Here is a 17,308-nt window from a genome sequence, read left to right as displayed (position 1 = left end):
ACACACCCGGGCCGCTGGCCGGATGCCGTTCGCGGCATTCGCCCAGCGGTTCGTCTTAGGCTGACGCCGATGGCCGAGAAGGTTCACCGCATCCATTCCCTGCCCGACGGCGCGCCCTGGCAGGGCGGTCTGCCGCCCACGGGGTCGCCCGAGCATCCGCTCACGATCCGGGCGCTCGATCGTGTGCTGGCGATTCAGCGCCCCGCCGTGCTCGCTCATCTGCGCAGCATCCGGCTGCGCCATCCGCACGCCACACCGGCCGAGATCGTGCGCATCCTCGAGCGCCGCTACCTCGCCGCCGTCACCACCGGCGGTGCCGCCGTCGGCGCGACCGCCGTCGTACCGGGCATCGGCACAGGCGTCACGCTCGCGCTGAGCGGTGTCGAGACCGTCGCCTTCCTCGAGGCCACCACCCTCTTCGCGCAGTCCGTCGCGGAGGTGCACGGAATCCCTGTCGCGGACCCGGATCGCGCGCGTGCGCTCGTCCTCATGCTGATGCTCGGCAAGGAGGGCGTCGACCTCGTCGCCCAGCTCGCGGGGCAGGCGGCCGGACGCGGACCGAATCGATCCACCTACTGGGGCGAGCTCATCACGAAGACGCTCCCCCGCGCTGCCGTCGGGCCGATGGTCGACCGGCTCAAGTCGACGTTCATCCGCCAGTTCGCCGCACGCGGCGGTGCCTCGTGGATCGGCAAGGCCCTCCCCTTCGGCATCGGCGCCGCCGTGGGAGGTGCGGGCAACAACATCCTGGGGCGCCGCGTGCTCCTCGGGTCGAGGAAGGCGTTCGGGATGCCGCCGATCGACCTGCCGGCGGATCTGGAGCCTCGTCCCGGTGCGGATCGTCTCGAACGCATCGCCGGGCGCGGCATCCGCCGGGCGGGCGAGGCCGTGGTCGGCGGTGTCACCCGTGGTTCTGCGGCCGTGGCGGGCGTGGTGCGCCGCCGCAGGCCGGCGCTGGAAGCCCCTGCCGAGGACTGAGCCTCCTCCCAGCCCGTATCTGTGGAAGTTCGTGATGTGAGACCCGTCGTCCGCCGGTCGGGGCGAGAATACCGTCATGGGTCTGTTCAGCAAGCTTCCGGAGGAACCCGTCGAGTGGGCGGGACTGCCCTCCGAGCCCGCCCGCACGGAGACCGAGGCCGAACGCCTCACGACGGCCCCGTCCGCGGATCTCGGCAGTCTCGGCTTCGGCGATCCCGCTGTCTCGGGCACCGTCGAATCGATCGTCATCCCGGTGAAGCCCGTGGTCGAGATCGCGCAGTCGCACGAGACCGGCGAGGACGACTAGTCCTCGCCCGTCCTTCGACATCGCCTTCGCACTCCCTTGCGGCACGAACCGCTGCAAGCGCTTGCATGGCCTTCCTCGACAGGTCGGGGCGTGGGGCATACGCTCACACGTATGGACAGCACCCTGGCCTGCCTCGCGGCATGGATGCCGCGGCAGCGGTGGTACGCCGCGAAAGGGCGTCCGCCGAGCCTGCGACTGGTGTCGTGGTGGGACCTCGTGCCTGACCGGACCGGCGGGCACGACGGTGCACGCGTGCGGACATTCCTCGTCGCCGACGAGGGCGCGCTCCCGGCCGTGCTGTACCAGATCCCCGTCGTCGAGCGGGCGACCGAGACCGTCGACACCGCCCCCGAGCACATCATCGGCAGCCCCGAGCCGGGCAGCACCTTCATCGACGGTCCCTTCGACGATGCGTACGCCCAGGCGCTGCTGTCCCTCGTCGAACGCGGCGGGGTCGCAGACGGACCGCAGACCACCGCCACTGGACACCCCGCCCCGGCAGCCGGCCCCGCCGGGCGGCTGCGCGTCGCCCGCGTGGTCAGCGGCGAGCAGTCCAACACCTCACTGATCTACGAGGGCGACGGCATCCCGGTCATCTGCAAGGTCTACCGTCAGCTGCACGCCGGCCTGAACCCCGACATCGAGCTGCAGGAGGCCCTCGCGGCCACCGGGTCGGCCCGCGTCCCGACGCCGATCGGGTGGATCGAGGGCTCGTGGCCCGACCTGTCGACCGCACACGGCGCGGTGCACGGCTCGCTCGCGTTCGCACAGGAGTTCCTCCCCGGCGTCGAGGACGCGTGGCGAGTGGCCCTCCTTGCGGCCGCGCGCGGCAAGGACTTCCGCGCCCAGGCCTACGCACTCGGCGCCGCCACCGCCGATGTGCACCGCGGCCTCGCCGGCTGCTTCCCGACGCACGCCGCCACCGCCGCGGACCGCGACGCCACGGCGGCGGCCTGGGAGCGCCGCCTGGCGATCGCCATCGCCGAGGTCCCCGACCTCGCGGCGCAGCGCGACGCGATCGAGACGGTGTATCGCCGGGCGATGGATGTGCCGTGGCCTCCGCTGCAGCGCATCCACGGCGACTACCACCTCGGACAGGTCCTCCACGCACCGGGCCGCGGCTGGGTCCTCGTCGACTTCGAGGGCGAGCCGCTGCGGCCCATGGGAGAGCGGGTGCAACCCGATCTCGCGCTGCGCGACGTCGCGGGCATGCTCCGGTCGTTCGACTATGTCGCCGGGTCCCTGCGGCTCGACGAGCCCGACCGCTCCCCCGAGGCCGTCCGGGACTGGGCGGGGGCCGCACGCGCGGCGTTCGTCGACGGCTACGGGGCCACGGCGGGCACAGACCTCGACCCGCGGCATCCCCTCCTCGCCGCGCTCGAACTCGACAAGGCGGTGTACGAGGCGATCTACGAGGCGCGCAACCGGCCCACGTGGGTCGCGATCCCCCTCAGTGCCGTGGCGCGGCTGGTCGAACGGCCTGCACCGGTCGGCTGACGGAGCCGCGTCGGCTCACGCCTCGTCGTCGAGGTCGGCCTCGTCGTCGGGCTCGTCGTCCTCCTCGTCGGCGACCGAGCGGGCGTACCAGCGCTCCCAGTCGTCCATGAGGCGCTGCACGGCGGTCTCGAAGCGGGCGGTGGCCGCTCCCGGGGCGGTGTCTCCGAAGTAGTGGGTCACCCACCGCTCCAGCCGTGCCACCGCGTCAGGATCGCCGAGCACGCGCTCGGTCTCCGCGACGATCTCGGGCGCGGAGGCGGCATCCAGCCATTCGCACGCAGACAGGTAGCCGTGCGTGTCGATCGCCGCCGCCGGATCCACGGGACGGGTGATGAGCAGTGGCCGGTCGGCGGCGAGGCGGTCGTAGACCATGGCCGAGATGTCGACGATGGCGACGTCGGCGGCGGCCAGCTGCCAGCCGAGATCGGGTCCGTTGTCGAACACGTGCCGCGCCGCAGGATCGGCGGCGTTCGCCGCAGCGATGGCGGCGATGATGCGCTTGTTCGCGGCGCCGTACTCCGGATTGACGACACCCGATCGCGGGTGCGGCCGGTAGACCACGCGGTGCTGACCCGTCGCGAGCAGCGCCGACACCAGCGCTTCACCGTGCGTGACGATCGAGCCGTAGTGCGCCGAGGGGCGGTCGCCCTCCCACGTCGGGGCGTACAGCACCACGGTCCGCTCATCGGGCGTGTACGGCAGCGTGCCTGAGTAGTGGTCGGCCTGCGGGCGACCGATGTCGATCGTGCGGCGGTCGATGTCGTAGTCCCACAGCACGCGCTCGAGACGCTCGCGGGCGGCATCCCCCGCGATCATCGCGTAGTCGTACGCCTTGTACTGGTTCGTGGTCATGTACATCTTGTCGGACTCGCCGTGGTTGATGAACACGTGCCAGCGACGGCCGTAGCGGAACATCTGGAAGTTGCGGGTGTTCTGGTTGACGTACAGCACCAGGCGGATGTCCTGCTTGGCGATGAACCGCTCCAGGTCCCGCACGGTGGGCACGAATGCCACGGGCAGCGCGCCGTCGGCCAGGAGCGCCTCGGCACCCGTCGCCGCGCGGCTCAGCACGACGACCGGCCACTTCTTCGCGAGACCCGCGAGCGGCTTGTACCACTGCCGCATCTGGTACATGTTGACCGCGCCGTCGGCGAAGTACACGGCCACCCGGTAGTGGAACGGGGGATGCTGCGGCCCCGACGCCAGCGTCCGGCGGACGTCGATGACAGCCGAGCGATTGCGCACGGCCTTGCGCACGAGCGCGATCGCCTTCTTCACATCCGAGACCAGACCCACGCGTCCAGCCTATCGACCGGCGCGCATGACATGATCGACCAGTGCAGGACGAGCAACACGGACGCAGGGACGCTCCGATCCCCCCTCCCGGCGCCGGCGTGAGCTTCGTGATGCCGGTGCTCAACGAGCGCGCCTATCTGCGCCGCGCCGTCGAGACCGTGCTGGCGCAGGACATCGACGCGCCGACCGAGCTGATCCTCGCTCTCGGTCCGTCGGGCGACGGTACGACCGAGCTCGCCCACGAGCTGGCGCGCGGCGACGCCCGCATCGTGCTCGTCGACAACCCGGCGGCCGACATCCCGGTCGGGCTCAATCTGGCCATCCGGACCGGCCGGTACCCGACCGTCATCCGCGTCGACGCGCACTCCGAGCTCGATCCGTCGTACGCGCGGAGCGCGCTGGAGACCCTCGCCCGCGTGCGCGCGGCGAACGTCGGCGGCGTCATGCACGCCGACGGCCGGACGCCGTTCCAGCGAGCGGTGGCGCGCGCGTACAACTCGCCCATCGGACTGGGCGGCGGCGCATACCACGGTGGGACGCACGAGGGCGAGGCCGAGTCCGCCTACCTCGGCGTGATGCGCCGCGACGTGCTCGAAGAGGTCGGTCTGTTCGACGAGAGCATCCGCCGCGGCGAGGACTGGGAGCTGAACCTGCGGATCCGCCGCGCCGGGTACCGCGTGTGGTTCGATCCGTCCCTGTCGGTCACGTACTGGCCGCGCGAGAGCTGGGCACGCCTCGTGCGCCAGTTCGCGGCGACGGGGCGGTGGCGCGGCGAGCTCGTGCGCCGGTTCGGGCGCGGCAACTCGCTGCGGTTCTTCGCACCGCCGGCGCTCGTGCTCACGATCCTGCTGGCGCTCGTCGTCGCGGTTTTGCAGCTGACGGGGGCGCTGACCGGCTGGTGGTCGGTCGCGGCATCCCTCGTGTACCTGCCGGTCGCCGCCTACGCGGTCCTGATCCTCGCGGTGGCGCTCGGTTCGGGCGGCGGTCACGGCTGGCGCGACAAGCTGTGGTCAGCAGCCGTGCTGCCCTCGATGCACCTGTCGTGGGGCTGGGGCTTCCTGGGCGGGGTGATCGGGGGCGCCCGAGACACGGTCGACACGTCGCGCCTCGGCAGCCGCAACACACCGCTGCCCTGACCGGTCGCGGCGGGCACACCCCAGGCGTCAGGCGCGGATGAACCCCTGGTCGAGGATGCGGGCGACCACCCGCTCTGCGGCATGGCCGTCGTCGCGCGCGTTGAACTTCGCCTGCCACTCGCGGTAGCGCTCGGCGTGCGCCGCCGCGTCGTCCGCGGCGAGCGCAGCGACGAGCTCCTCCTGCGAGCGCACCATCGCGCCGGGCGCGTGCGCGGCGAGGTCGAAGTAGAAGCCGCGCAGTTCGCCGCGGTAGTGCTCCATGTCGGGCACGAGGAAGTACATCGGCTTGCCGGTCACCGAGAAGTCGAACATGACCGACGAGTAGTCGGTGATGAGCGCGTCTGCCGCCAGCAGCAGCAGCGACGTGTCGGGGAACCCGGTGACGTCGACGACGCGCGGGCCCTCGGCGTCGCGTCCGGGCAGGAGCGTCCGGGAGTGGCCGCGCACCAGCACGACCGCATCGGTGGCGGCCGCGAGCGCGGCCGGGTCGACGAAGTCGACGATCTGGTCCCGGTCGTCGCGCCACGTCGGCGCGTACAGCAGCACGCGTTCGTCGGCGCGGATGCCGAGCGCCGCCCGCGTCGCCGCGCCGTCGCCGGTCGTCAGGATGTCGTTGCGGGGGTACCCCTCGACCCACACCGGTCGCGTGAGGAACGCGTAGGCCTTGCCGAGGATGCGCGCCGCGTACGGGTTCTGTGCGAGCAGCACGTTCCACCGTCGCGATTCGCGCACGACGGCGGCCATGCGCCGAGGGTCGAATCCGGGCCGGTGCAGGGCGAGGCGCTTGAGCGGCGTGCCGTGCCACGTCTGCAGCACGATCTGCCCGCGCCGGCGCGCGAACCGCCGCCGGAGCCAGTCGTTCACGACGAGCAGGCGGGCCGCGCCACGGGCGCGCCACCACTCCGGGCTGCCCTCGACGACCGCGACCGCCCCGTCGGGCACCGCGACCGACAGGTCGACGACGCTCCAGTAGCGGGTGACCTGCGGGGCACGCCGCGCGAGCTCGCGGTCGATCGCGAGCGGGTTGCAGCTCGCGTTGCGGCCGTAGAAGCTCTCGAAGAACACCGCGTTCTCGAACCCCGAGGCGGGGCGGGTGGCGTAGCGGCGCTCGAGGGCGTCCTGCCCCTCGCCGGAGTCGTAGGCGGGGTCGATCGGGGGTCCGACCTCGAGCCGGCCGCCGTCGAGCGCGGCCCGCAGCGTCCCCAGCTGCGTCAGCGGCACCGTCTCGGACACGGGGATGCCGCGGCCTCCGGCATCCACGATCCGCAGCTCGTACGCCCCCGAGGGCAGCGGCAGCTGCGGTCCGCCCCAGCGCGCGGCGCGCAGCGGAAGCACCGCACGCCAGGTCTTGCCACGACCGGTGATGCGGGCCGACACCCGCGCGCGAGCACCGACGAGGTCGACCGAGGCCGGCCGCTCCCCCTCGCCCGAGAGCACCAGCGCGGGGCCCTCGTCGGTCGTGAAGCGCGCCTCGGTCATCGGGTTCCTTCCCTCGGGCGGGCGTGGGCCGTCCCAGCCAGAATGGCAAGGTACACCCTCTCGGCGTTGCGGCCGTCGCGGTGCGCGTGGACACGCGCACTGAGCTCGCGGGAGCGGGCGGTGCGCCGCTCCCGCTCGGCCTCGTCGGCCAGGAGCGCGTCGAGCTGGGCGACTGCCCCGGTCCAGTCCTGGCTCCAGTCGTCGCCCGCGACGTCGCGATAGGCGCCGTAGAAGCCGCGGCGTCGCGCGTACTCTTCGACGTCGGGCGCGAGGAAGAGCGTCGGGAGCGGCAAGAGCGCCGCGTCGAAGGCGAGCGACGAGTAGTCGGTGACCAGGGCGTCCATGCCCGGCAGCAACGGCGTCACGTCCGAGACGAGGTCGCTGCCGAGGGACTGCACGCGGTCCGTCGCGAACGGGGGCGTGTACTCCCCCGCCCCCAGCGGATGCGAGCGCACCAGCAGCGTCGCGTCGTGCCGCGTGAGCACGTCGACGATGCGTGTCCACTCGTCGGCCGTGGGCACGGCGGGGTCGGCCGCGCCGTCGCGCCAGGTCGGCGCGTACAGCACCAGGCGGCTCGCCGGGTCGAGTCGTGGCACGGCGTGACCGATCGCAGCGCGCGCCGTGACGCGGCGGTCGGCGGCGGCGCCCTGCGACAGCACGTCCACGCGGGGGTCGCCGGTGACCGGCACGGCGGTGTCGGGCAGGGCGAATGCGGACTCCAGCCGTCCGCGGACGAGATGGGATGCCGCCGGCAGCACCCGGATGCGGCGTGCGGCGGCCCGGTACATGGTGCGCAGCAGCCCGCGCAGCACCGGCGCCAGCGGGGTACCGGCGACGACGCCCGGCACGCGCAGCGTCTCGGGCGAGTCGAGCCCGATCCGCTTGAGCGGGATGCCGTGCCACAGCTGCACGACGAAGGCCCCCGTCACCGCGTACCGGTTGACGTCGCCGAAGCCGTGGGTGACGACGATCACGCGCGCCCGTGCGGTGCGCCACAGCCCGCGCCACGAGTTCTTGCGGACCGTCGGGATGCCGCGGGCGGCGGCATCCCGCGCCTCGCGGTCGGAGGCGACCAGCCAGACGGCCGGAGGAGCATCTGCCGCCATGGCGTCCCACAGTGCGAGCGCGCCGTCGCCGATGCCGACGGCGCATCCGAACACCCATTCGTCGCGCGAGCGTGGGACGACGAGGGTGAGGAGGCGGCCTGCGGCGTACAGCGGGATCGTCGCGAGCTTTCGGGCGTTCCCCGCGCCGAACGAGAAGGACGCCATCGTGCGAGCCTATCCTGCTCGCACGATGGCGTCCCGAGGGGTGTGGATGACTACTGCTCCAGCGTCCCGAGCGTGACCTCGACCGTCTGCGCCTTGCCGTCGCGCACGTACGTGACCTTCGCCGTGCTGCCGGCCGCCGCGGCGCGAACCTGCGCCGTGAGGTCGGTCGCGTCGGTGACGGGCACGCCGTTGAAGGCCGTGACGATGTCGCCCTCCTGCAGGCCCGCCGCAGCGGCAGCGCCGCCGTCGGTGACCTCGGCGATGTAGGCGCCCGTGATCGTGGCGCCCTCGACGGATGCCGCGGCCCGGACGCTCGCGCCCAGCAGGCCGTGCGTGGCCTCGCCGTTGTCGATGATCTCGTCCGTGATGCGCTTGACGATGTCGGACGGGATCGAGAAGCCGACGCCGATCGAGCCCGAACCGTCGGACGAGGATCCGCCGGCGGTCGCGATCGCGACGTTGACGCCGATGAGCTTGCCGTCGGCGTCGACCAGCGCGCCGCCCGAGTTGCCCGGGTTGATCGCGGCGTCGGTCTGGATCACCGCGATCGAGATCGTGTCGGTCGCGGACTGCTGCTGGTTCTGGCCCTGGCCGAAGTCGAACTGGAACGGCGCCTCCTGGCCGTTCTGGTCCTGCTGCGACTGGTCCTGGTCGCCGCTGTCGGGCGCTGCCGACGACGCGATCGAGATCGAGCGGTTCAGCGCGCTCACGATTCCCTCGGTGACGGAGTTCGCCAGCCCCAGCGGGGCGCCGACGGCGACCGTGGTGTCGCCGACGTTCAGCTTGCTGGAGTCGCCGAACTCGATCGGGGTGAGGCCCGAGGCATCCTTCAGCTTGATGACCGCGAGGTCGTACGTGGGGTCGGTGCCGACCACCTCGGCGTCGTACACCTTGCCGTCGGAGGTCGTCACGCGGATCGTCGCGTCGCCGGTCGCGCCGTCGAGCGTCACCACGTGCGTGTTGGTGGCGATGTAGCCGTCGGCGGTGAGCACGACGCCCGAGCCGGTCCCGGCCGCCGACGAGCTGCTCGCCTCGATCGTCACGACGCTCGGGACGACCTTCGCGGCGATGCCCGTGGTCTGGTTGACGCGGCCGGAGTCGTTGACGACGACCGTCTGCGGGCTCGCATCGGCCGTCGACGACGTGGCGGGGGCGAACCAGTTGACGCCCGCGTACGCGCCGCCGAGACCGGCTGCGCCGCCGACGATCGCCGCGGCCACGATGAGGCCGACGACCTTGCCGGCACCCGAGGACTTCTTGGTCGCCGGGGGTGCGGTCGTGGTCGGGACGGCGCCGGTCGGACCGCCGATGGGCAGCGTCGGCTGCGCGTCGGCCGCCGCGGCGCCGAACGACGCGCCGGGCGTGCCCGGGGCGGGCTGTCCCGCGTAGGACTGGGGGTAGGGGGCCGGCTGGCCGGCGTACCCCTGCGGACGTGCGTAGGCGTGAGCGCCGGCCGGGTAGCCGGCGGGCGGCAGGGGCTGCGCGGGCGGCGTGTGCTGCGCGGGCGCTGCCGGCTGCACCGGCGGCGTGAACTGCGCGGGCGCGGCAGGCGCGACCGGCTGCGTCGGGGCGGCAGCCTGCGGTGCCTGCGCGGCGGGCGCGACCGGCTGCACCGGCGCGGCGGGCTGCGCGGTCGGGGCCGGCTGGGCTGCGGCGGGCTGCACCGGCGCGGCGGGGGCAGCGGCGGGCTGTGCGGCGGCGGGCGCCGGTGCGTCCTGCGAAGCCGCGGCCTCCGCGGCGGGCTGCGACGGCGCCGACGGCGAGGCGGGCTCAGCCGCAGGAACCGGCGGGACGGCGGGGGTCTGGTCTTCCGGGCGGTCGCCCTGGATGTCGCTCATGGTTGCTCCTTCTGCCAAGCACTCACCACTGTGCCCACCGATGCTGTGTGTTTCTTATGTCGAGAGTGGGACTCGCCTATGCAACGGGGATGAGCACGCCCGGTACGGTGAAGCGATGCGACAGATCCCCGGAGCGTGGCACCGCACCGCAGCCGGTGCCGGACTCGTCGGTGCCGACGGCGCGATCCGCCCCACCATCTTCGCCGAGATGTCGGCGCTCGCGGCACGCACCGGCGCGATCAATCTCGGCCAGGGCTTCCCCGACGAGGACGGCCCCGCCGAGGTGCTGGAAGCAGCCCGTGCGGCCATCGCGAACGGCGTCAACCAGTACCCGCCGGGTCGCGGCATCCCGGATCTGCTGGCGGCGATCGCCGAGCACCAGGAGCGCTTCTACGGGCTGCGTCTCGATCCCGCGCGGGACGTGATCGTCACCGCCGGGGCGACCGAGGCGCTCGCGGCGGCGCTGCTGGCACTCGTCGACGGCCCCGACGACGAGGTCGTCGTGTTCGAGCCGTTCTACGACTCCTACGCGGCCGTGGTGGCCCTCTCCGGTGCGCGGCTGGTCACGGTGCCGCTGCGGTGGCCCGACTTCCAGCCCGACCTCGACGACCTCCGCGCGGCGGTGACCGACCGCACGCGCGTGATCCTCGTGAACGACCCCCACAACCCCACCGGGGCCGTGTTCTCGGCCGACGTGCGCGACGAGGTGGTGCGGCTGGCCGAACGGCACGACGCCGTGATCCTCACCGACGAGGTGTACGAGCATCTCGTGTTCGACACGCCGCACGTGCCGATCGCCACGCTCCCCGGTGCGTGGGAGCGCACGCTCACCATCTCCTCCGGCGGCAAGACGTTCTCGACGACAGGCTGGAAGATCGGCTGGATCAGCGGACCCGCCGACCTCGTGGACGCCGTGCTCGCCGTCAAGCAGTTCCTCACGTACGTGAACGGCAGCCCGTTCCAGCCCGCGATCGCGACAGGACTGCGCCTCCCCGACACGTTCTTCGCCGGCATCGCCGCGACGCTGCGCGCCAAGCGCGACCTGCTGGGGGCCGGCCTGCGCAGCGCGGGCTTCGACGTGTCGACCCCCGCGGGCTCGTACTTCACGGTCGCCGATGCGCGTGCGCTCGGAGCGGTGGATGCCGCGGCCTTCTGCCGCGCACTGCCCGAGCGTGCGGGGGTCGTTGCGATCCCGCTCACCGCCTTCGTGACGCCGGCTCGCCGCGACGACTACGCGACCCTGGTGCGGTTCGCGGCGTGCAAGCGCGTCGAGGTGCTCGAGGAGGCGGCATCCCGGCTCTCGCGGATGGACTGAGCCGCGGCCTCAGCGCGGTTCGACGCGGAAGCGACGCAGCGCCAGCGCGGGATTGACCCGCCGCACGCGGGCGATGGCGCCGACGTCGACATACGCGACGGCGACGTCCGTGGCCGTGCCGACCGCGGCGAGCTCCACCCCCTGCGGATCGACCACGAGCGAGTTGCCGACCCCGAGGGGCGGCGGGTGGTCCGCCGCGGCGACGAACACGGTGTTCTCGATGGCCCGCGCGTGCAGCAGCGTGCGCCAGTGGTGCTCCTTGAGCGGCCCGCGCACCCATTCGGCGGGCACCAGCAGCACGTCGGCACCAGCGTCGACGAGCTGTCGGCCCACCTCGGGGAATCGCAGGTCGTAGCACGTCATGAGCCCGAAGCGCAGGCCGCCCGCGTCGAAGGTGAGGGGTGCGTCCGGCTCCCCCGCCTCGACCCAGTCGGACTCGCGCTGGCCGAACGCGTCGTACAGGTGCAGCTTGCGGTAGTGGGCTCGCAGTCCCTCACCGTCGACGGCGACGACGGTGTTGCGCACCCGGCGTCCGTCACCTGCCCGCTCCAGCAGTCCCGCGACGACGACGACATCGTGCTCGCGGGCGATCTCGGTCAGCCGCTGCACGAACGGCCCGTCCAGCTCCTGCGCGTTCTCGGCCAGGCTCTGGTCGAACGGGTCCACGAAGTAGCTGGAGTACTCGGGCAGCACGACCAGCCGCGCTCCGCGAATGGATGCCGTCGCCACGAGCTGCGCGACGGCGTCGAGGTTGGCGGCGGCGTCGGCCGTCGGCGCGAACTGCGCCACCGCGATCGCGAACGTGTCGGTCATCGCCGCTCTCCGATCTCGCGCGCCCGGACGCGGATGATCCCCGGGACCACCACCCACAGCGTGACGATGATCGCCGCGAGCAGCAGGATCGACCACCAGAAGGTCGATCCGCCGACGACGACGTCGAACACGAACGCGACGACGCCCACGATGAGCACGGCGACCGTGATGAGCGCGATCACGAGCGCCAGGTGGCCGTAGCGGACGACGGCGGGCTTCACGCCGTGCTGGAAGACCGCGCGGTGCAGCGCGACCGGCGCGAGCGCCACGATCGAGCTGAGCGCCGCGAGCACGACGAGTGCCAGGTAGGCCGTCCGCTGCGGATCGGACAGCTGCGAGAAGGCGGGCTGGAAGGCCAGGGCGAGCAGGAAGCCGGTGAGGATCTGCGTGCCGGTCTGCAGCACGCGCAGCTCCTGCAGCACCTCGCTCCAGTTGCGATCGGCACGCTCCGCCGGGCTCTCGTCGCGACCGTCGACGCGGTCGTCTTCGGGATTGTGGCGGGGGTCCTCCGGCATGCGTTCATCCTGACGCGGACCGCGCGCGCGGGGCAACCCATCCGGCCCCGTGGTTCGAGGCACTCAAAACGCGTGCTAGGCTATTCCTTGTGCCGCGGGGTGGAGCAGCTCGGTAGCTCGCTGGGCTCATAACCCAGAGGTCGCAGGTTCAAATCCTGTCCCCGCAACAAAGAAGGCCCCTTGATCAGGGAAATCTGATCAAGGGGCCTTTCACATCCGCCCGCCGCCCCGCCATTCTCGCACCGGTCGGATGACCGCCCACGGGGAGCAGGTCAGACGGCGGGATCCATCGTCGCGGCGAGATCGTCGAGGAATCGGGAGATGATCGCCAACGCGTCCTCGTCGTAGCGCAGCGTCATGTCCCGCATCGCGCGGAGCCGTTCCCCGAAGATGCGGAAGAACGCCAGGCGCGCCTCGTCGGTGAGCACCACCACCCGTCCCCGCCGATCGCTCGGATGCGCGCGCCGCATGACGTGCCCCGACTCCTCCAGTCGATCGAGCAGCTTCGTGGTCGACGCCGTGGAGATCCGCAGGTGCTGAGCGATGTCGCGGGGGCTGACGGACAGGCCCTTCTGCTCGCGGATGATCAGCAGGCGCAGCGCGGCGACGTCCGTCGCGTTCATGTCCATGTCGCCCTTCATGCCGCTGTGCATGCGCTCCATGGCATCGCTCATGGCGCGGATCGACGTGAGCACGCGCATCACAGCGTGATCGTGCTCCGTCTGCGGCAACCAGCGTTCGGACATCGTGGACGTTCCCTCCCAACCGTTGTAGCATCGCACACATGAGATCGCTAGCTAAACTAGCGATTGGGAGGAGATGCAGAGATGACCGACACCGATCACGTGGTGCTGCTGGACGATGCCGGGAACCCGATCGGAACCGCCCCCAAGTCCACCGTGCACGGCGCCGACACAGCTCTGCACCTCGCGTTCTCCTGCCACGTGCTGAACCGTGACGGTCAGGTGCTCGTCACCCGACGGGCGCTCGCGAAGCGGACCTGGCCCGGCGTCTGGACCAACTCGTTCTGCGGGCACCCGCGCCCCGCAGAGCCGGTGGCCACCGCGGTGCACCGCCACGCCGACTCTGAGCTCGGCCTCGTGCTGTCCGACCTGGAGCTCGCCCTGCCGCTGTTCCGCTACCGCGCGACCGACAGCGCCGGCATCGTCGAGCACGAGGTCTGCCCCGTCTACACGGCGTACACCGACGAAGAGCCGCGACTGAACCCCCGCGAGGTCATGGACGCCCGCTGGGTCGACCCCGAAGACCTGGCCGCATCCCTGGTGGCGACGCCGTGGGCGTTCTCCCCCTGGCTCGTGCTGCAGGCCGAGCACCTGCACCTGTTCGACGGGGCCGAACCCCGGCGGTGGGCGTCGTGATCGCGGCGGATCCCGCCGTCGCGACGGCGATCGACGGCTCGCTCGCCCGCGTGCGCGAACGCGCAGAAGGACTGGGTGACGGCTTCGTCGCACTCGCCGCCGCCATCGGCCGCGCGGCCCACGGCGGCAAGCGATTCCGGCCCGCCCTCGTCACGGCCGCGTTCACGGCGTTCGACGGCCACGAGTCCCAGCGACCGTCCGTGCTCTCGGTCGCCGCCGCATTCGAGCTGCTGCACACGGCTTTCGTCGTGCACGACGACGTCATCGACCACGACATCGAGCGACGCGGGGTGCCGAACATCGGCGGGGAGTTCCGTGCCCGAGGAATCGAGGCCGGCGCCGACGCGGCCGGAGCGGCGGTGCTCGGGGACGCGGCCGGAATCCTCGCCGGCGACCTCCTCCTGCACGAGGCGTTCCGCCTGGTCGCCATGGCCCCCACCGACGCCGCGACCAAGGACCGCCTGCTCGGGCTGCTGGACGATGCCATCGTGGTATCGGCCGCCGGCGAGCTCGCCGACGTCGAGAACGCCGTGTCGGCGTCCTCCCCCACCCGTGACGCGACCCTCAGCACCGCGTTCCGCAAGACCGCGGTCTACTCGTTCCGGGCGCCGCTGCAGGCGGGAGCGCTGCTGGCCGGCGCCGACGCACCGGCGCTCCGCGTGCTCGGCGACCTCGGCGGGCGGCTGGGACTCGCCTTCCAGCTGGTGGACGACCTCATCGGCGCGTTCGGCAGCACCGCACAGACCGGACGCGACAGCGGACCTGACCTGCGCGAGGCCAAGCGGACCCCCCTCATCGCGCTCGCCCACGAGTCGGGTGCCGCGCCGAGCGTCGACGCCGCGCTGGCGCTGGCCGCCACGGGACCCGTGGCAGTCCGGGAGGCGCAGCTCATCCTCGCCGGAAGCGGCGCGCGCGCCCGGCTGGCGGGCCTGATCGCCGAGACCCTCGACGGGGTTCGGGCCGGGTCGCGCGACCAGACCCTGCCGTCCCCGGCCGGCGACCTGCTGCGCGGCCTCGCCGACGAGATCGATCGAAGGATCCCGTGAACACTCCCGCCTCGCAGATCGCCACCGGCCTCGCCCTCTACGACAGGACGGCGATGGATGCCGCGGCCGCTGTCATCGCGCGGTACTCGACCTCGTTCGGCCTGGCGTGCCGGCTGCTCGGCCCGCGGCCGCGGCCGCACGTGCGCAACGTGTACGCGCTGGCACGCGTCGCCGACGAGATCGTCGACGGCCCCGCCTGGGAGGCCGGGCTCTCGGCCGAACAGGCTGCGGGGGTGCTCGACCGACTGGAGGAGGAGTGCCTCGCGGCCATCGACCAGGGGTTCAGCGGCAATCTCGTCCTGCACGCGTTCGCCCGCACGGCGAGGGAGTGCGGGATCGGGCCCGACCTCGTCGGCCCCTTCTTCGCGTCGATGCGCGTCGACCTGCAGGTGAGCCGGCACGACACGGCATCGCACGACACGTACGTCTACGGCTCAGCCGAGGTGATCGGGCTGATGTGCCTGCAGGTCTTCGTGAACGCCGGGGCGCGGCATCCCGTCACTCCCTCGCCGGAGCTCGCCGACGGCGCCCGGCGACTGGGCGCGGCGTTCCAGGAGGTCAACTTCCTGCGCGATCTGCAGGACGACCGCGCGCGCCTCGGTCGCGACTACCTGGATCTCGCGTCGCCCGGGGATCGGGCGGCGGTGCTCGACCGCATCGACCGCGACCTGGCCGCCGCCGCGCGGGTGATCCCCGACCTGCCCGCCGACTGCCGCCGGGCCGTCACCGCCGCGCACGACCTGTTCGCCGAGCTGGCCGCGCGGCTGCGGGCGACGCCGCACGACGAGACGCGCGTGCGCGTCCCCGACGCCGTGAAGGCGCGCCTGGCGATGCGGGCGATGCTGGGCTTCGCGCCCCGTGGAGCCCACGCGTGAGCGCGGGCGGTGGAACCCGCCGGGCGGTCGTCATCGGAGGCGGGATCGCCGGCCTCGCCACAGCGGCCCTCCTCGCGCGCGACGACTGGGACGTCACGGTGCTGGAGGCCCGCGACGAGCTGGGCGGCCGGGCGGGGACGTGGGAGCACGACGGCTTCCGCTTCGACACCGGGCCGAGCTGGTACCTCATGCCCGAGGTGTTCGACCACTTCTTCGGCCTCCTCGGGACCTCCGCGCAGGCCGAGCTGGACCTCGTGCCCCTCGACCCCGCGTACCGCGTGTACTCCGACCCCTCGACCGGTTTGTCGCCGCTCGACGTGCGCTCGGGCCGGAGGAACGCCACCGCCCTGTTCGAGGGCGTCGAGCCGGGCGCGGGCGCGCGCCTGGACGACTACCTCGACTCCGCGGCCGACGCCTACGACCTGGCCGTCACACGGTTCCTCTACGACACGTACGAGACGACGGCGGGGCTGCGCGATCCCGCGCTCCTGCGGCGGACGCCGCGCCTCGCGCCGCTGCTCACGCGGAGCCTCGCGCGCCATGTCGAGACCAGGTTCGCCGATCCGCGTCTGCGACAGATCCTCGAGTACCCCGCCGTGTTCCTCGGCGGCTCGCCGTACGGCGTCCCGAGCCTGTACCACCTCATGAGCCACCTCGACCTGGACGAGCACGTGCTGTATCCGCGCGGCGGGTTCATCGAGGTCATCCGCGCCGTGGCACGCCTGGCCGAGGCATCCGGGGTCCGCATCGAGACCGGCGCGCGTGTGACCGCGATCCTCGCCGAAGCCGGCCGGGTCGCCGGCGTCGAGCTGGCCGGAGGCCGCCGCCTGGCCGCCGACCTCGTCGTGTCGGCAGCGGACCTGCACGCCACCGAGACGACGCTGCTCCCGCGCGAACTGCAGACCTACCCCGAGGAGTGGTGGCGCACGCGGACGCCGAGCCCGGGCGCGCTCCTGCTGATGCTCGGCGTCGAAGGCGCCCTCCCTCAGCTCGCCCACCACACGCTGCTGTTCGCGGAGGAGTGGCGCGCGAACTTCCGCGACATCTTCGGGCCCCGTCCTCGCATCCCCGATCCGGCGTCGCTGTATGTGTGCCGGCCGAGCGCCACCGACCCAGGCGTCGCGCCGCCCGGCCATGAGAACCTGTTCGTCCTCGTGCCGGTGCCTGCCGACCCCGGCCTCGGCCGTGGCGGCGTCGACGGCGCGGGCGACGCCTCCGTCGAGGCGGCCGCCGATCGCGTGATCGCGCAGCTGTCGGAGTGGTGCGGCATCCCCGACCTCGCCGAGCGCATCGTCGTGCGCCGCACCGTCGCCCCGGGCGACTTCGCCGCCGACCTCGGCGCATGGCGCGGCAACGCCCTCGGCCTCGCGCACACCCTGCGGCAGAGCGCGATGTTCCGTCCGCGCAACGTGTCGCGCCGAGTGGAGGGCCTCGCCTACGTCGGCGCCTCGACGCTTCCCGGAATCGGGCTGCCGATGTGCCTCATCTCGGCGGAACTCGTGCTCAAGCGGCTGCGTGGCGACCGCTCCCCCGGCCCGCTCGCCGAGAACGCGCGGGTGTGAC

At 72.7% G+C, this 17,308-nt stretch carries 16 protein-coding genes and 1 tRNA gene; 10 read left to right on the top strand and 7 right to left on the bottom strand.

Annotation, left to right across the window (positions count from 1 at the left end; genetic code table 11):
• The first annotated feature begins 69 nt into the window (after positions 1-69).
• From ACFWJ8_RS00245 to ACFWJ8_RS00235, 3 genes are all read left to right on the top strand, one after another.
• Positions 70-978, top strand: coding sequence for a hypothetical protein (locus tag ACFWJ8_RS00245; RefSeq protein WP_378807618.1), 909 nt, complete (start codon positions 70-72; stop codon positions 976-978).
• Between the two features lie 76 nt (positions 979-1,054).
• On the top strand, positions 1,055-1,285 hold the full coding sequence (locus ACFWJ8_RS00240) for a hypothetical protein (protein WP_378807616.1): 231 nt from the start codon (positions 1,055-1,057) through the stop codon (positions 1,283-1,285).
• A 111-nt stretch (positions 1,286-1,396) separates the two neighbouring features.
• Positions 1,397-2,782, top strand: coding sequence for a phosphotransferase (locus ACFWJ8_RS00235; RefSeq protein ID WP_378807614.1), 1,386 nt, complete (start codon positions 1,397-1,399; stop codon positions 2,780-2,782).
• A gap of 15 nt (positions 2,783-2,797) precedes the next feature.
• Here the strand turns inward: ACFWJ8_RS00235 and ACFWJ8_RS00230 are convergent, their stop codons facing one another.
• Complete coding sequence (locus ACFWJ8_RS00230) at positions 2,798-4,078, bottom strand: CDP-glycerol glycerophosphotransferase family protein (RefSeq protein WP_378807613.1); 1,281 nt, start codon at positions 4,076-4,078, stop codon at positions 2,798-2,800.
• A 98-nt stretch (positions 4,079-4,176) separates the two neighbouring features.
• On the opposite strand from ACFWJ8_RS00230, the gene ACFWJ8_RS00225 reads away from it, so the two are divergent.
• A complete protein-coding gene (locus tag ACFWJ8_RS00225) occupies positions 4,177-5,214 on the top strand; it encodes a glycosyltransferase family 2 protein (RefSeq protein ID WP_378807610.1) in 1,038 nt (345 codons plus the stop codon).
• Between the two features lie 27 nt (positions 5,215-5,241).
• Here ACFWJ8_RS00225 and ACFWJ8_RS00220 read toward each other — a convergent pair whose 3' ends face one another.
• From ACFWJ8_RS00220 to ACFWJ8_RS00210, 3 genes are read right to left on the bottom strand one after another with little or no spacing between them, the layout of a single operon-like run.
• Positions 5,242-6,693, bottom strand: a complete 1,452-nt coding sequence (locus tag ACFWJ8_RS00220; RefSeq protein WP_378807608.1) for a CDP-glycerol glycerophosphotransferase family protein — start codon at positions 6,691-6,693, stop codon at positions 5,242-5,244.
• Complete coding sequence (locus ACFWJ8_RS00215; RefSeq protein WP_378807607.1) at positions 6,690-7,964, bottom strand: CDP-glycerol glycerophosphotransferase family protein; 1,275 nt, start codon at positions 7,962-7,964, stop codon at positions 6,690-6,692. Before ACFWJ8_RS00215 ends, ACFWJ8_RS00220 begins: the two co-directional genes overlap by 4 nt.
• Positions 7,965-8,014: 50 nt before the next feature.
• Complete coding sequence (locus tag ACFWJ8_RS00210; protein ID WP_378807605.1) at positions 8,015-9,802, bottom strand: trypsin-like peptidase domain-containing protein; 1,788 nt, start codon at positions 9,800-9,802, stop codon at positions 8,015-8,017.
• Between the two features lie 115 nt (positions 9,803-9,917).
• Between ACFWJ8_RS00210 and ACFWJ8_RS00205 the strand changes: the two genes are divergently transcribed.
• Positions 9,918-11,117 (top strand): aminotransferase class I/II-fold pyridoxal phosphate-dependent enzyme, encoded by a 1,200-nt coding sequence (locus tag ACFWJ8_RS00205; protein WP_378807604.1) that lies wholly within the window; start codon positions 9,918-9,920, stop codon positions 11,115-11,117.
• Between the two features lie 9 nt (positions 11,118-11,126).
• On the opposite strand, the gene ACFWJ8_RS00200 is transcribed toward ACFWJ8_RS00205, so the two are convergent.
• On the bottom strand, positions 11,127-11,930 hold the full coding sequence (locus ACFWJ8_RS00200; RefSeq protein WP_378807602.1) for a carbon-nitrogen hydrolase family protein: 804 nt from the start codon (positions 11,928-11,930) through the stop codon (positions 11,127-11,129).
• Positions 11,927-12,445, bottom strand: coding sequence for a DUF6328 family protein (locus ACFWJ8_RS00195; RefSeq protein WP_378807601.1), 519 nt, complete (start codon positions 12,443-12,445; stop codon positions 11,927-11,929). Before ACFWJ8_RS00195 ends, ACFWJ8_RS00200 begins: the two co-directional genes overlap by 4 nt.
• Positions 12,446-12,538: 93 nt before the next feature.
• On the opposite strand from ACFWJ8_RS00195, the gene ACFWJ8_RS00190 reads away from it, so the two are divergent.
• Positions 12,539-12,612, top strand: a tRNA-Met gene (locus tag ACFWJ8_RS00190).
• 105 nt (positions 12,613-12,717) lie between these two features.
• Here ACFWJ8_RS00190 and ACFWJ8_RS00185 read toward each other — a convergent pair.
• Positions 12,718-13,146, bottom strand: coding sequence for a MarR family winged helix-turn-helix transcriptional regulator (locus ACFWJ8_RS00185; protein WP_378808634.1), 429 nt, complete (start codon positions 13,144-13,146; stop codon positions 12,718-12,720).
• A gap of 126 nt (positions 13,147-13,272) precedes the next feature.
• Between ACFWJ8_RS00185 and idi the strand changes: the two genes are divergently transcribed.
• The 4 genes from idi to crtI are packed head-to-tail and all read left to right on the top strand — an operon-like array spanning position 13,273 to position 17,307.
• Complete coding sequence (idi, locus tag ACFWJ8_RS00180; protein WP_378807599.1) at positions 13,273-13,824, top strand: isopentenyl-diphosphate Delta-isomerase; 552 nt, start codon at positions 13,273-13,275, stop codon at positions 13,822-13,824.
• Positions 13,812-14,870 (top strand): polyprenyl synthetase family protein, encoded by a 1,059-nt coding sequence (locus ACFWJ8_RS00175; RefSeq protein WP_378807598.1) that lies wholly within the window; start codon positions 13,812-13,814, stop codon positions 14,868-14,870. The genes idi and ACFWJ8_RS00175 overlap by 13 nt, the downstream gene beginning before the upstream one ends.
• Complete coding sequence (locus ACFWJ8_RS00170) at positions 14,867-15,745, top strand: phytoene/squalene synthase family protein (RefSeq protein WP_378807597.1); 879 nt, start codon at positions 14,867-14,869, stop codon at positions 15,743-15,745. The genes ACFWJ8_RS00175 and ACFWJ8_RS00170 overlap by 4 nt, the downstream gene beginning before the upstream one ends.
• On the top strand, positions 15,742-17,307 hold the full coding sequence (crtI, locus tag ACFWJ8_RS00165) for a phytoene desaturase family protein (RefSeq protein ID WP_378807596.1): 1,566 nt from the start codon (positions 15,742-15,744) through the stop codon (positions 17,305-17,307). Before ACFWJ8_RS00170 ends, crtI begins: the two co-directional genes overlap by 4 nt.
• Position 17,308: the final 1 nt, after the last annotated feature.

This window comes from Microbacterium sp. NPDC058389 (assembly GCF_042722305.1).
GTDB lineage: Bacteria > Actinomycetota > Actinomycetes > Actinomycetales > Microbacteriaceae > Microbacterium.
The sequence above is the reverse complement of the archived record's forward strand: the minus strand, read 5'-3'. Positions and strand labels throughout refer to the sequence as shown.

Coding starts and splice junctions, on each gene's coding strand:
- ACFWJ8_RS00210 (WP_378807605.1), bottom strand. CDS start 9,802: ATGAGCGACATCCAGGGCGACCGCCCGGAAGACCAGACCCCCGCCGTC.
- ACFWJ8_RS00215 (WP_378807607.1), bottom strand. CDS start 7,964: ATGGCGTCCTTCTCGTTCGGCGCGGGGAACGCCCGAAAGCTCGCGACG.
- ACFWJ8_RS00235 (WP_378807614.1), top strand. CDS start 1,397: ATGGACAGCACCCTGGCCTGCCTCGCGGCATGGATGCCGCGGCAGCGG.
- idi (WP_378807599.1), top strand. CDS start 13,273: ATGACCGACACCGATCACGTGGTGCTGCTGGACGATGCCGGGAACCCG.
- ACFWJ8_RS00205 (WP_378807604.1), top strand. CDS start 9,918: ATGCGACAGATCCCCGGAGCGTGGCACCGCACCGCAGCCGGTGCCGGA.
- ACFWJ8_RS00245 (WP_378807618.1), top strand. CDS start 70: ATGGCCGAGAAGGTTCACCGCATCCATTCCCTGCCCGACGGCGCGCCC.
- ACFWJ8_RS00220 (WP_378807608.1), bottom strand. CDS start 6,693: ATGACCGAGGCGCGCTTCACGACCGACGAGGGCCCCGCGCTGGTGCTC.
- ACFWJ8_RS00200 (WP_378807602.1), bottom strand. CDS start 11,930: ATGACCGACACGTTCGCGATCGCGGTGGCGCAGTTCGCGCCGACGGCC.
- ACFWJ8_RS00185 (WP_378808634.1), bottom strand. CDS start 13,146: ATGCGCGTGCTCACGTCGATCCGCGCCATGAGCGATGCCATGGAGCGC.
- ACFWJ8_RS00240 (WP_378807616.1), top strand. CDS start 1,055: ATGGGTCTGTTCAGCAAGCTTCCGGAGGAACCCGTCGAGTGGGCGGGA.
- ACFWJ8_RS00195 (WP_378807601.1), bottom strand. CDS start 12,445: ATGCCGGAGGACCCCCGCCACAATCCCGAAGACGACCGCGTCGACGGT.